Annotated in this window: 12 protein-coding genes; 6 read left to right on the forward strand and 6 right to left on the reverse strand. The window is 70.7% G+C overall.

The genetic code is table 11. From position 1 onward, the window contains the following. The first annotated feature begins 200 nt into the window (after positions 1-200). Positions 201-980 carry an electron transfer flavoprotein subunit beta/FixA family protein gene (locus BN12_RS06340; protein WP_048550987.1) on the forward strand — a complete coding sequence of 260 codons (780 nt, stop codon included), beginning with the start codon at positions 201-203 and terminating at the stop codon, positions 978-980. A gap of 49 nt (positions 981-1,029) precedes the next feature. Further along, a complete protein-coding gene (locus BN12_RS06345; protein ID WP_048550989.1) occupies positions 1,030-1,986 on the forward strand; it encodes an electron transfer flavoprotein subunit alpha/FixB family protein in 957 nt (318 codons plus the stop codon). A 148-nt stretch (positions 1,987-2,134) separates the two neighbouring features. Here the strand turns inward: BN12_RS06345 and BN12_RS06350 are convergent, their stop codons facing one another. From BN12_RS06350 to BN12_RS06360, 3 genes are read right to left on the reverse strand one after another with little or no spacing between them, the layout of a single operon-like run. After that, complete coding sequence (locus BN12_RS06350; protein ID WP_048550991.1) at positions 2,135-3,151, reverse strand: TIGR03842 family LLM class F420-dependent oxidoreductase; 1,017 nt, start codon at positions 3,149-3,151, stop codon at positions 2,135-2,137. A 31-nt stretch (positions 3,152-3,182) separates the two neighbouring features. After that, positions 3,183-4,616: a dihydropyrimidinase gene (gene hydA / locus BN12_RS06355; RefSeq protein WP_048550994.1), complete on the reverse strand. Its 1,434-nt coding sequence runs from the start codon at positions 4,614-4,616 to the stop codon at positions 3,183-3,185. Positions 4,617-4,644: 28 nt separating this feature from the next. Then, positions 4,645-5,493 (reverse strand): nitrilase-related carbon-nitrogen hydrolase, encoded by an 849-nt coding sequence (locus BN12_RS06360; RefSeq protein WP_048550996.1) that lies wholly within the window; start codon positions 5,491-5,493, stop codon positions 4,645-4,647. A gap of 106 nt (positions 5,494-5,599) precedes the next feature. Between BN12_RS06360 and BN12_RS06365 the strand changes: the two genes are divergently transcribed. Continuing rightward, positions 5,600-6,943: an aminotransferase-like domain-containing protein gene (locus BN12_RS06365; RefSeq protein WP_235432316.1), complete on the forward strand. Its 1,344-nt coding sequence runs from the start codon at positions 5,600-5,602 to the stop codon at positions 6,941-6,943. A gap of 98 nt (positions 6,944-7,041) precedes the next feature. Here BN12_RS06365 and BN12_RS06370 read toward each other — a convergent pair whose 3' ends face one another. Both BN12_RS06370 and BN12_RS24355 read right to left on the reverse strand, forming a co-directional pair. Then, on the reverse strand, positions 7,042-7,893 hold the full coding sequence (locus tag BN12_RS06370) for an aldo/keto reductase (RefSeq protein ID WP_048550999.1): 852 nt from the start codon (positions 7,891-7,893) through the stop codon (positions 7,042-7,044). A gap of 894 nt (positions 7,894-8,787) precedes the next feature. Continuing rightward, positions 8,788-9,303: a hypothetical protein gene (locus tag BN12_RS24355; RefSeq protein WP_157635379.1), complete on the reverse strand. Its 516-nt coding sequence runs from the start codon at positions 9,301-9,303 to the stop codon at positions 8,788-8,790. 271 nt (positions 9,304-9,574) lie between these two features. On the opposite strand from BN12_RS24355, the gene BN12_RS06375 reads away from it, so the two are divergent. Genes BN12_RS06375 through BN12_RS06385 form a run of 3 tightly spaced genes read left to right on the forward strand, consistent with a single transcriptional unit; the run spans position 9,575 to position 12,233 of the window. Continuing rightward, positions 9,575-10,762, forward strand: a complete 1,188-nt coding sequence (locus BN12_RS06375; RefSeq protein ID WP_235432317.1) for a cysteine desulfurase family protein — start codon at positions 9,575-9,577, stop codon at positions 10,760-10,762. Then, entirely contained in the window at positions 10,759-11,868 is a 1,110-nt protein-coding gene (gene mnmA, locus BN12_RS06380) for a tRNA 2-thiouridine(34) synthase MnmA (RefSeq protein ID WP_048551002.1), read from the forward strand. Before BN12_RS06375 ends, mnmA begins: the two co-directional genes overlap by 4 nt. After that, positions 11,868-12,233, forward strand: coding sequence for an MmcQ/YjbR family DNA-binding protein (locus BN12_RS06385; RefSeq protein ID WP_048551004.1), 366 nt, complete (start codon positions 11,868-11,870; stop codon positions 12,231-12,233). The genes mnmA and BN12_RS06385 overlap by 1 nt, the downstream gene beginning before the upstream one ends. A gap of 158 nt (positions 12,234-12,391) precedes the next feature. On the opposite strand, the gene BN12_RS06390 is transcribed toward BN12_RS06385, so the two are convergent. After that, on the reverse strand, positions 12,392-13,420 hold a 1,029-nt coding region (locus tag BN12_RS06390), incomplete at its 5' end, for an aminotransferase-like domain-containing protein (protein WP_048551005.1).

The raw sequence follows: 13,420 nt of genomic DNA on the forward strand, positions 1-13,420 counted from the left end.
CTCGGTGTTGTCGGGTGACCCGATAAAGCGAGACGGGGCGGAGGGGCGAGACGGGGCGGGACGGGGACGACTCGGGAGGAGGAACCCGAGGGATGGGAGGGTGGCGGGCATCACCCTCGGACGGCATACGCATCGGCGCGGACCGCTGAGAGGATGGGCAGGATCGTCACCACACGACAACCGAAGAGGGATCACCACGCATGAACATCGTCGTATGCGTCAAGTACGTCCCGGATGCACAGTCCGAGCGGACGTTCGACTCTGACAACACGACCGACCGGGTGGGGGTGGACGGGCTGCTCTCGGAGATCGACGAGTACGCCGTCGAGGAGGCCCTGAAGATCGTCGAGGCGTCCGACGGGGAGGTCACCGTCGTCACGATGGGTCCGGCGCAGGCCGCGGACGCGGTGAAGAAGGCGCTCCAGATGGGCGCGCACAAGGGGGTCCACGTCAGCGACGAGGCCCTCCACGGGTCGGACGCGCCGGCGACGTCGCTCGTGCTCGCCGAGGCGATCAGGAAGATCGGGGCCCCGGACCTCGTCATCACGGGGATGGCCTCGACCGACGGGATCATGAGCGTGGTGCCGGCGATGCTCGCCGAGCGGCTGGGGCTGCCGCAGGTGACGTTCGCCTCGGAGCTGACGGTCGAGGGCGACACGGTGACGATCCGCCGTGACGGGGACGTCGCCTCGGAGACGATCGTCGCCTCGTTGCCGGCGCTGGTGTCGGTGACCGACCAGATCAACGAGCCGCGGTACCCCTCGTTCAAGGGGATCATGGCGGCGAAGAAGAAGCCCGTCGAGCAGTGGGGCCTCGCGGATCTCGGGGTCGACGCCGGCCAGGTGGGCCTCGACGCGGCCTGGACCAAGGTGACCGAGTTCGCCAAGCGTCCGCCGCGGGAGAAGGGGACGATCGTCGTCGACGAGGGGGACGGCGGCACGAAGCTCGCCGAGTTCCTGTCCGCCCAGAAGTTCCTCTGAGCACGTTCTGTCGAGCCGAGCGCTTGCGAGAGTAGGGAAGGAAGCATCCATGTCCGAGGTTCTCGTCCTGGTCGACCACGCCGACGGGGTGGTCCGCAAGTCGACGTTCGAGCTGTTGACCCTGGCGCGCCGGCTCGGTGACCCGTCGGCGGTGTTCGTGGGGGAGGGCGGCGAGGCGGCGGCCGAGTCCCTGGCCCGTTACGGCGCGGCGAAGGTGTACGTCGTCGCCGACCCCGACGTGACGGCATACCTCGTCGCGCCGCAGGCGGAGGTCCTGGCGCAGCTCGTGGAGCAGGTGTCTCCGGCGGCCGTGCTCGTCCCGGCCAGCTCGGTCGGCAAGGAGGTAGCGGCGCGGCTGGCCGTCAAGACCGGTTCGGGTCTGATCACCGACGCCGTCGACGTCCGCGCGGGCGGTGAGGGGGTGGAGACGACGCAGTCGGTGTTCGCCGGGTCCTACACCGTCACCGCGACCGTGACCCGGGGCACGCCGATCATCGCGGTGAAGCCGAACTCGGCGACGCCGGAGGAGGCGTCGGCCGCGGGCGAGGTCGTGCCGGTGGAGGTGTCGATCTCCGACGCGGCGAAGGCGGCGCGGATCACCGACACCCAGCCGAAGAAGGCGACCGGTCGGCCGGAGCTGACCGAGGCGGCGATCGTCGTGTCCGGTGGTCGTGGCACGGGCGGTGACTTCGGCCCGGTCGAGGCGTTCGCCGACAGCCTCGGCGCGGCGGTCGGGGCGTCCCGTGCCGCGGTCGACGCCGGCTGGTACCCGCACTCCAACCAGGTCGGGCAGACCGGCAAGCAGGTGTCCCCGCAGCTCTACGTCGCGGCCGGCATCTCCGGTGCGATCCAGCACCGGGCCGGGATGCAGACGTCCAAGACCATCGTCGCGGTCAACAAGGACGAGGAGGCGCCGATCTTCGAGCTCGTCGACTTCGGCGTCGTCGGCGACCTGTTCAACGTCCTGCCCCAGGCCACCGAGGCCGTCAAGGCCGCCAAGGGCTGAGTCGGGACGCCGAAGGGCCCGGTATGCGACGGCATACCGGGCCCTTCGGCGTGCGCGCGTGCCAGGCGCTCGCGCCCCCCAGGGGTCAGCTCGTGGCCGGCGTCTCCTCGTCGGCGGACAGACGGCTACGAGTGCCGAGTCGAGGCCGTCAGGCCCGGGCCGTCACGGCGTCGCGGAGCGCGGGGATGACCGTCTCGCCGTAGACGCGGAGGGTCTCGTCCTTCGCGTCGTGCTGGAGATAGCCCGCGAACTGGTCGACGCCGAGCTCCTTGAGCGCCGCGAGCTTGGCGATGTGGTCCTGCGCCGTGCCGAGGACGCAGAACCTGTCGACGATGTCGTCGGGCACGAACGTCGTGTGGGTGTTGCCGGCCCGTCCGTGCTCGTTGTAGTCGTAGGACTCCCGGCCCACGATGTAGTCCGTCAGCGCCGAGGGCACCGCACCCTGGGTGCCGTACTTGGCGACGATGTCGGCGACGTGGTTGCCCACCATCCCGCCGAACCAGCGGCACTGGTCGCGCATGTGGTCCCGGTCGTCGCCGACGTACATGGGCGCCGCGACGCAGAAGCGCACCGCCTGCGGGTCGCGGCCGGCGTCGGCGGCGGCCTTGCGGACCGTCCCGATCATCCACTCGGCGATGTCGAGGTCGGCGAGCTGGAGGATGAAGCCGTCGCCCACCTCGCCGGTGAGCCGGAGAGCGAGGGGGCCGTATGCGGCGACCCAGACCTCCAGGTGGCTGCCCTGGCTCCACGGGAACCTCAGGGTCGCGCCGTGGTACTCGACCTCCCGGCTGTTGGCGAGCTCCCGGATGACGTGGATCGCCTCGCGCAGCTCCTTCAGGGTCGTCGGACGGCCGTTGGTCACCCGGACGGCGGAGTCGCCTCGCCCGATGCCGCAGATCGTCCGGTTGCCGTACATCTCGTTGAGCGTCGCGAAGACGCTCGCCGTCACCGTCCAGTCGCGGGTCGCCGGGTTGGTGACGAACGGGCCGACCATGACGCGGTGGGTCTGGGCGAGGATCGCGCTGTAGATGACGTACGGCTCCTGCCACAGCAGGTGGGAGTCGAAGGTCCACACGTGGCTGAACCCGTGCTCCTCAGCGGCCTTGGCGAGCGCGACCGTCCGCCAGGCGGGCGGGTTCGTCTGCAGGACCACTCCGAAGTCCACGTGGACTCCTCTCGTCGATGCGACCGGGGGCTCAGGTGAGGTACTGGGACAGGCCCCGCTTGACGTAGCGCCCGTCGCCCGCGGAGCCGACGTACTCGCCGTCGTCGACGACGACCTTGCCCCGGGAGATGACCGTGTCGACGTGGCCGTCGACCTCGAAGCCCTCCCAGGCGGAGTAGTCCATCGCCATGTGGTGCGTCCTGCCCACGCCGATGCTCGTGTGGCCGCTCGGGTCGTAGACGACGATGTCGGCGTCGGCGCCGGGCTGGATGACGCCCTTGCGGCCGTACATGCCGAACATCCGGGCGGGCGTCGTCGAGGCGATCTCGACCCACCGGGGCAGGCTGATCCGGCCGTCGACGACGCCCTGGTAGAGCAGGTCCATCCGGTGCTCGACGCTGCCGATCCCGTTGGGGATCTTGGAGAAGTCGCCCCGTCCCAGGTCCTTCTGCTCCTTCATGCAGAAGGGGCAGTGGTCGGTGGAGACCATCTGGAGGTCGTTGGTGCGCAGGGCCTGCCACAGCTGCTCCTGGTGGCCCTCGGCCCGGGCGCGCAGCGGCGTCGAGCAGACCCACTTGGCGCCCTCGAAGTCGCCCCACTCCTCGCTGCGGGCACCGAGCTGCTCCTCCAGGGAGAGGTAGAGGTACTGCGGGCAGGTCTCGCCGAAGACATTGCGGCCCCGGCCGCGTGCCGCGGCGATCTGCTCGACGGCCTGCTTGGCGCTCACGTGGACGACGTAGAGCGGCGCGCCCGTGAGGTCGGCGATCATGATCGCCCGATGCGTCGCCTCCTCCTCGGCCTGCCACGGACGGGTCATCCCGTGGTAGTAGGGGGTCGTGTGCCCCGCCTCGAGCGCCTGCTGGACGAGGACGTCGATCATCGCGCCGTTCTCGGCGTGCATCATCATCATCGCGCCGTTCTCCGCGCCCCTCTGGAAGGCCCGCAGGATCTGTCCGTCGTCGGACAGGAAGACCCCCTTGTAGGCCATGAACAGCTTGAAGCTGGTCACCCCCTCGCCGATGAGCTCGTCCATCGCCTTGAGGCTGTCGTCCTGGACGTCGGACAGGATCTGGTGGAAGCCGTAGTCGATCGCGCAGTTGCCGTCGGCCTTCTCGTGCCACAGGTGGTACTGGTCCATGACCCGCTGGTCGGGGTACTGGACGACGAAGTCGACGATCGTCGTCGTGCCGCCCCAGGCGGCGGCGCGGGTCCCGGTCTCGAAGGTGTCGCTGGCGAACGTGCCGCCGAAGGGCATCTCCATGTGGGTATGCGCGTCGACCCCGCCGGGGATGACGTACTTCCCGGCCGCGTCGAGGACGGTGTCCACGCTCGCCTCGAGGTCGACGCCGAGCAGGGTCGAGCCGGGCGCGAGGACGGCGGCGACCGTCTCGCCGTCGACGAGGACGTCCGCAGCGGCCGTGCCGGTCGCGTTGACGACGGTGCCGTTCTTGATGAGGGTTGTCATGGCATACCTCCGGGTCCGCTGGACAGGCTCAGGCGTCGGTGATCACCGAGTAGGTGTCGGGGCGGCGGTCGCGGTAGAACTGCCAGTCGTCGCGCATCTGCCGGACGAGGTCGAGGTCGAGGTCGCGCACGAGCAACTCGGTCTCGCGGTCGGAGCCGAGCTCGCCGACGTAGTTGCCGCGCGGGTCGACGACCTGGCTGCGCCCGTAGAAGTCGACCGCATCCTCGCCGTACTCGTTGTCCTCGAGACCGACCCGGTTGGGGGCGAGGACGAAGTAGCCGTTGGCGACGGCCGCGGCCGGCTGCTCGATCTCCCAGAGCCGGTTGGAGAGGCCGGGCTTGGTGGCGTTGGGGTTGAACACCATGTGCGCGCCGTTCAGGCCGAGGGCGCGCCAGCCCTCCGGGAAGTGGCGGTCGTAGCAGATGTACATGCCGACCCTGCCGACCGCGGTGTCGAAGACGGGGTAGCCGAGGTTGCCGGGGCGGAAGTAGAACTTCTCCCAGAACTTCTCGACGTGCGGCAGGTGGTTCTTCCGGTACTTCCCGAGGACCGTGCCGTCGGCGTCGACGAGGACGGAGGTGTTGTAGTAGATCCCGGTCTGCGCCTCCTCGTAGACCGGCAGGACCATGACCATGCCGAGCTCCTTGGCCAGGTCGGCGAAGCGGGTGACGATCGGGCCGTCGGTGGGCTCGGCATACCGGTAGTACTTCTTGTCCTGGGTGATGCCGAAATAGGGACCGTAGAAGAGCTCCTGGAAGCACATGACCTGCGCGCCCTGGGCCGCCGCGTCCCGGGCGAACTTCTCGTGCAGGTCGAGCATGGAGTCCTTGTCGCCGGTCCAGGTCGTCTGGCTGATGGCGGCGCGCACGACGGTCATGAAGCCTCATCTCCTCGCGATGCTCTTTTTGTTATTCTGCGGAGTGTACATTTCCGGGGCGTCGATGACCCCGATCGCTGCGTGGTGAATCCCGAGAGGGTGGCCGGTGGTCTCGATCAGCGCCCAGGTGGAGGAGGCGACGCCCGTCGGCATCGCCGGGGCGCTGTCGCGGATGATCACCTCGGGCGAGCTGGCCCCGGGCACCCGGCTGCCCACCGTCCGCGACCTGGCCGCCGACCTCGGGGTCTCCCCGGCCACGGTGTCGCTGGCCTGGCGCACCCTGCGCACGGCCGGTCTCGTGACGAGCCGGGGCCGCAGCGGGTCGTTCGTCCGATCGGGGACACGCGCGTGGTTGCCGAGCCGCTACCGGGGGCTCGACGGCTCGTATGCCGCGCGGCTCGACCTCTCGCGGGGCACCCCGGACCCGCTGCTCCTGCCGTCCATCGGCGAGGTGCTGGAGCAGGCGGCCGTCGAGTCGCGCCGGTCCGAGCGCACCGGGACCTACCTCCGCAAACCCGACATCGCACCCCTCCACGACCTGCTGCGCGAGACGTGGCCCGGACCCGTCGAGTCCCTCACCGTGACCAACGGCGCCCTCGACGGGATCGACCGCGCCCTCGGTGCTCTCGTCCACTTCGGCGACCGGGTGGCGGTCGAGTCCCCGACCTTCCCGCCCTTCCTCGACCTCCTCGAGGCCCACGGGCTCGCCCCCGTTCCCTTCGACCTCGACGCCTGCGGACCGAGAGTACCCTCCTTCCGGGTCGCGCTCCGGCGGGCGCCGGCCGTCGTGCTCCTCCAGCCGAGGGCACACAACCCGACAGGCGTGTCGACGACGCCGGAGCGTGCCGAGGCCCTCGCGGGCGTGCTGCGCCGGACCAGGGAGGCGGACCGAGCGGTCGTCGTCGAGGACGACCACGCGTGGGCCATCTCGTCCGCGCCCATGGTGTCGCTCGGGCGCTGGCTGCCCGACCGGGTCGTCCACGTCCGCAGCTTCTCCAAGTCCCACGGCCCGGACCTGCGGATCGGGGCACTCGGAGGGCCCCGGGAGATCGTCGACCGGATCGTCTCCCGTCGCCTCCTCGGCCCGGGCTGGACCTCGCGGCTGACCCAGTCCCTCCTCTGGGGCCTGCTCACCCACCCCGACGCGCTGGCCACCGTGGAGCGGGCTCGCGAGGCGTATGCCGCGCGTCAGCGGTCGTTCTCGGAAAGCCTTGCGCGGCAGGGCGTCTCGATGCCGGTGGCGGACGGACTCAACGCGTGGCTGCCCGTGTCGCTCGAGCAGTCCGCGCTGACCCACCTCGTGGCCGCCGGCATCCTCGTCGCACCGGGCTCGCCGTTCGAGGTGACGAACCCCGCTCAGGGCAGGGAGCACGTGCGGGTGACCGTCGGCGTCGTCGCCGAGGGGTTGGCCGACGTGGCGGCCCACCTCGCCGAGGTCGCCCGGCGATAGGTGCTGCCCGACGGTGCCCGGCACCGCTCGGTCGGCGGCCTCCTCGGCCGGTCGACGAGCATCGACCGGACGGACGGCCCGGCGCCCCACGAGATCGGTCAGAACTCCTCGTAGACGGCGGGGTCCTGGCCGGCGATCCGTCCGTCGGGGCGGGCGAGGGTCGCGATGGCGGCCAGGTCGTCCTCGTCGAGGGTCCAGTCGAAGACGTCGAGGTTCGCCCGCTGCCGCTCGTCCGCCGTCGACTTGGGGATGGGCAGGGTGCCGAGCTGGACGTGCCAGCGGAGGATGAGCTGGCCGACCGACACCCCGCGCCGGGCCGCGACCTCGGCGAGCACGGGCTCGGCGAGCAGGTCGCTGCGCCGGCCGAGCGGGCTCCAGGCCTCGGTGATGATCCCGTGCGCGGCGTCGTACGCGCGCTGCTCGGCCTGCGGGAAGTAGGGGTGCAGCTCGATCTGGTTGACGACGGGGGCGACGCCCGTCCGCTCGACGATCGCCTCGAGGTGCTCGGGGAGGAAGTTGCAGACGCCGATGTCGGTGACCAGGCCGCGCTCCCGGCATTCGACGAGCGCCTCCCACGCCTCGATGTAGAGGCCCTGCCGTGGGTTCGGCCAGTGGATGAGATAGAGGTCGAGATGGTCCAGTCCGCTGCGGTAGACGCTCTCCTCGACGGTCTGGACGGCCTCGTCGTGGCGCTGGTGCCGTCCGGGCAGCTTGGAGGTCACGATGATCTCATCGCGAGGGACGGCGCTGCGCCGCACGGCGAGTCCGACGGTGCCCTCGTTCTCATAGTTGAACGCCGAGTCCAGGAGCCGGTACCCGTTCGCCAGGGCCCGCACGATGGCGTCGACCCCGCCGCCGCCCTTGACACCAGCGGTACCGAAGCCGATGGCGGGCAGGTCGAGGCCGTCCGGGCCGGCGCCGTTGTCGCTGTGGAGGGTGGGGATCGTCATCGTGCTTCTCCCGACTACTGGGTGCTCAGGTGCGTTGGTTACAAGTCTCTCAAGAAGGGCAGGCAGATCGTGCGTGAGTGCGTGTCGTTGGATCGTGAAGAACGGAATCAGCCGCCTCGCTGGAGCTGGTGTCGTGCAACCGAAGTTGTCAGCCTCCAATATGGAACACTGAGCTCATCCGAGATGAGTCACTCATGACAGAGCATGCTTCCTGAGGCTGGGCACCCGCTTGGCGTCTGAGGACCACGACCTTGAGATCGCCGGGGGCATCCATATCCCTACCCGTGTAGCTGCTCGCCATCTCGACGCATCTGTCAGAGAACCCGGCCTTCGTATCCAGCCAATCACCCACAAACTCGACACGATGCGGCTGTGAACAAGGCGTGAGGATGTTGCCGGTCACGTCAGCACATACCCGCAGCGAGGCGTTGACCTGACCCGAGATCAGGGCCACGTGAAGGTCCTCCGCAGTTGCACCCTCATTCTTCGCAAGAGTTCCTGGACTGACGAGGCACGTTGCGTCGACCTCCCGAGTCGTGAGGTCCAGACGCTCTAGTCCGGGATCAAGCTGCAGCGCTGCCGCCGCGGCTTCCGGGGTGCAGGTCGACGTGCGAAGCACCAGACTCGTCGACGCGTTGCTGCAGGATTCCGGTGACAGATGGGCTGGATCCACGCACGTTCCCGGTTCAGGGAGTCTGAGGGAAGGGGTACTTGGCTCCGGTCTTTCCGACGAACCACTCTGGATGGACGATGTCGACCGCGCGTCACCCGCCGTTTCCGAATCCTGGGACTCTAGGGTGACCCAAGCGATAATGACTCCCGCAAGGGTGAGGGGAACGACGATGACACCGGCGATGGCACCTGTTCGCGTCCAGTTATGGGGTCGCCGAGCCACTAGTCGCCAACCGACAAGGATGTAATGAGCACGTTGGTGACATGGCTGGAGCAGTTATCGTCTGCAACGGCGGAGACTTCGAGCACCACAGCTGCTGCACCGGCAAGTTTCGTCTGCAGGCGCGCAGTTTCCTTGAAATCGAATCGTCGTACCGCGACCTCACGTCCGTCAACGCGCAGGGCCGCTTGTACCTCGACGTCCGAGGTCGGCGAGTCGATAGCCTGAGCCAGTTCGGCTGTGAGGGTCCCGGAATACTGGGAGAACCGCATTTCCATGCTCTCGGGATCAGAGCTGCTGGATGAACAAGTGACGGAAACTTCCATAGCAGGCTGTTGCTTGCCTGTGTCCGCGGGGGCGTAGCTACCCTCGACCCAATCGCCGGGGTTGAAAATGTCGTCCCGGGTAAGGTTGCGCGGAACGCCCGCTGTGCCAGTAACGACTGGGGGCGTCGTCGAGTCCGTTGATCCGGGGTTGTCATCGGTTACCGTGTCTGAGTCGGTGTCCGTGGTTGACATGGGGGGCTCGTTCGTCGTCGAAGTCATCAGGGGAGAGCTCGTTGAAACTCCCGAGACAGACGGGTTGTCGGATGCTCTGGGAGCACGTGAGACGGAGCAACCGGCACAGATGGCGACGAAAACAAGCGAAGCGCCGAACCAGCGCCAGCGAAGTCTACAGAACATGCGAGTAAGACCCCCGAACGACCGACAGGCACCAAGTGCGGCAATTCTGCCCGTATGTGGGATGTTCGCGCCAGCGTCACGTGGGATCAGACCTAGGATTCTCCGGGTGACGGCATACCTCGACCATGCGGCGACGACCCCGGCCCGAGCGTCCGCGCTCGCGGCCTTCGCCGAGGTCGCGGCGATGCCCGGCAACCCCTCGTCGCTCCACGCGGCCGGTCGAGCGGTGCGGCGGGTCGTCGAGGAGTCGCGGGAGTCGCTCGCGGCGGACCTCGGCGCCCACCCGACGGAGGTCGTCCTCACCTCCGGCGGCACCGAGGCCGACAACCTCGCCGTCGCGGGGGCGTTCCGTGCCCGACGGGCCGCCGATCCGCGCCGGAGGAGGATCCTGCTCAGTCCCATCGAGCACCACGCTGTCCTCGACACCGTCGAACACCTCGTCCGCGCTGCCGGGGCCACCGTGACGTGGCTCGACGTCGACCGGCAGGGCCTCGTGAGCGTGGCGGGGCTGCGCGAGGCGATCGCGACCGACCCCGGGTCGGTGGCGCTCGTCTCGGTCATGTGGGCGAACAACGAGATCGGCACGGTGGAGCCCATCGGAGAGCTTGCGGCGGTCGCGCACGAGCACGGGATCCCGCTGCATACCGACGCGGTCCAGGCCTTCGGGCACGTGCCCCTCGACGTCCATGACGTCGGCGCCGACCTCGTGTCGGTGACGGCGCACAAGCTCGGCGGGCCGGTCGGGTTCGGGGCGCTCGTCGTCCGCCGCGACATCGCCCTCGAGCCCCTCACCCACGGCGGCGGCCAGGAGCGGGGGCTGCGCAGCGGCACGCTCGCAGCCGCTGGTGCCCGGGCGTTCGCCGTCGCGGCCCACGAGGCCGTCGGCTCGCGAGAGAGCGAGTCCGCCCGGATCGTCGGCCTCCGGGACCGGCTCCTGCGCGGGGCCGTTGCCCTCGACGAGGGCATCGCGGTCACCGGCGCGTGGCAGGCCGGCGACGGCCTCCGCCGCCTGCCGGGGAACGCCCACGTCATCGTGGAGGGTGCCGACGGCGAGTCGCTGCTCCTCCTCCTCGACGCCGCGGGCATCGCGTGCTCGACCGGATCCGCCTGTGCCGCAGGGGTGTCCCGGCCCAGCCACGTACTCACGGCCATCGGGTATGCCGACGCCGAGGCGCGCGGCGCCCTGCGCCTCACGCTCGGGCACACCTCGACGGACGCGGACGTCGACGCCGTCCTCGCCGTGCTGCCGGACGTCGTGACCCGGTCGCGCGCCGCCGTCGGGGTCGGCGCATGAGGATCGTCGCCGCCATGAGCGGCGGGGTCGACTCGGCCGTCGCCGCAGCCCGGATGCTCGAGGCCGGCCACGACGTCGTCGGCGTCCACCTCGCGCTCAGCCAGAGCGCGGCGACCCTGCGGGAGTCGGCCCGGGGGTGCTGCACCATCGAGGACGCCGGCGATGCGCGGCGCGTCGCGGACCGGCTCGGAATCCCCTTCTACGTCTGGGATCTCGCGGACCGCTTCCGCGCGGACGTCGTCGAGGACTTCGTCGCCGAGTACACCGCCGGCCGGACCCCGAACCCGTGCCTGCGCTGCAACGAGCGGATCAAGTTCGCCGCCCTCCTCGACCGGGCGCTCGCCCTCGGCTTCGACGGCGTCGCGACGGGCCACTACGCGCGGGTCGTCGAGCGGGCGGGCGGTGATCGGGAGCTGCACCGCGCCGTCGACGACGCCAAGGACCAGTCCTACGTCCTCGGGGTCCTCACCGCCGAGCAGCTGGCCCGCGCGCACTTCCCCCTCGGGGCCTCGACGAAGCCCGAGGTCCGCCGGGAGGCGGAGGAGCGGGGCTTCTTCGTCGCGAGGAAGCCGGACTCCCACGACATCTGCTTCATCCCCGACGGCGACACGCGCGGTTGGCTCACCCGGCGGATCGGCGTGCGGCCCGGGGAGATCCGCGACACCGACGGCGAGATCGTCGGCCACCACGACGGGGCATACGGCTTCACCGTCGGGCAGCGCCGACACCTCGGTCTCGACCGGTCGACGCTCGACGGCCGGGCCCGCTTCGTCACCGAGGTCGACGCCGAGCGCAACGTCGTCGTCGTCGGGACGGCCGACCTCCTCGGGGCCGACGAGCTCGAGGCCGACCACGCGCGGTGGTGCGGTGGGGTTCCGGAGGGCGAGCGCCGGTTCGGCGCCCAGATACGCGCCCACGGCGAGGAGGTCGGTGCCACGGCCCGCGCGGACGGCGACCACGTGACGGTCCGCCTCGACGAGCGGGTCCGAGGGGTCGCGCCCGGGCAGTCCGTCGTCCTCTACGACGGGACGAGGGTCGTCGGATCGGCGACGATCCGCCGCGCCCACGCCCGACGACACGCGACCGCGGGGTCGCCGCCGTGGTGATGCGCCACGAGACCGCCGCGCTGCGGCGGGTCCGCGCCCTGTGCCTCGCGATGCCGGAGACGCAGGAGCGGCAGAGCCATGGGGAGGCGGCCTGGTTCGTCGGCGGGAAGCGGCAGTTCGTCATGTATGCCGACCGTCACCATGACGAGCGCGAGGGCTTCTGGGCCGCCGCACCGGAGGGGGTCCAGGGCCAGCTCGTCGCCGAGGCCACGGACCGCTACTTCCGGCCGCCGTACGTCGGCGGGCGCGGCTGGGTCGGCGTGTGGGTCGACGTCCCCGACGTCGACTGGGACCGTGTCGAGGCGATCATCCAGGACGCCTGGCGTACCGTCGCGCCGCCGACGATCCGCCGCCTCGCCGACTGACCGCATACCCCGGCCGCGCGCGGTGGATGGTCCCCGTCGGAGTGGTGCACAGGCCCCGATCGGGTGGCAGATGGCCAGCCGGGGTGCTGGGTGGCTGGCTGGGCGGGGCGGTGCACAGGCCCCGATCGGGTGCCAGATGGCCAGGGCGTGGGTGGTGGTCACCCGTGCGATCCGGACGAGACGAGGACGGCCGCGAGGGCGCGGACGGCCGCGTCGGCCTGGGACTCCGGCAGGCAGGCGTACCCGAGGACGAGGCCGCGGTGGTCGACGCGCGCGCAGTATGCCGAGAGGGGGCTCGCCGCGAACCCAGTGGTCTCGAGGCGACCGACGAGGTCGAGGTCGTCGACATGGCGGGAGAGCCGGAGGACGACGTGCAGCCCCGCGTCGACGCCTGCGAGCCGGGCATCCGGCAGGTGGCGGGTGACGGCGGCGACGAGCGCGGACCGGCGGGCGGCATACGTTCGCGCGGCCCGCGCGTGATGCGCCGTGAGGGCGCCACGGGCGACGAAGTCGCCGAAGGCCGCGCCCACCGTCTCCGGAACGACGAGCCCGCGCGCTTCCAGCTCGAGCCGGAGGCGGTCCCGCAGGTGGGGCGGGGGGACGACCCAGGCCACCCGGAGCGTCGGGGCGAGGACCTTCGACGCCGTCCCGATGTAGAGGACGTGGTCGCCGGCGCCGGGCAGCGACCGGAGGGCCGGCAGAGGGGACACGTCGTAGCGGAACTCGCCGTCGTAGTCGTCCTCGACGATGACGGCACCGCCCGACCGGGCCCAGGCGAGCAGCTGGGCGCGCCGCGCGACGGGCATCCGCGCGCCGAGCGGGTACTGGTGCGACGGGGTGACGTAGGCGGCCGCCACCTCGGCCGCCTCGACCGTCTCGGGGTCCAGCCCGTCGTCGTCGACCGGGACCGGCACGACCTCGACACCACACTCGCCGAACGCCGTCGCCGCCTCGGCATACCCGGGATCCTCGAGGGCGACCCGGCGACCGCGCAGGCCGAGCGCGTCGGGGAGGGCCCGCAAGGTGGCGGAAACGCCTGGCACGACGATGATCTCGTCGGCGGACACGGTGACCCCGCGCGTCCGGCGCAGGTGCTGGGCGAGCGCCGCGCGCAGCGCCGTGTGCGGGGGAGCGCTTCCCGCGTCGTTGCCCGGCACGGCCTCCGCGGCCACCCGCCACGCGCGTCG

It is taken from the genome of Nostocoides japonicum T1-X7 (assembly GCF_001046855.1).
Taxonomy (GTDB): Bacteria; Actinomycetota; Actinomycetes; order Actinomycetales; family Dermatophilaceae; genus Nostocoides; species Nostocoides japonicum.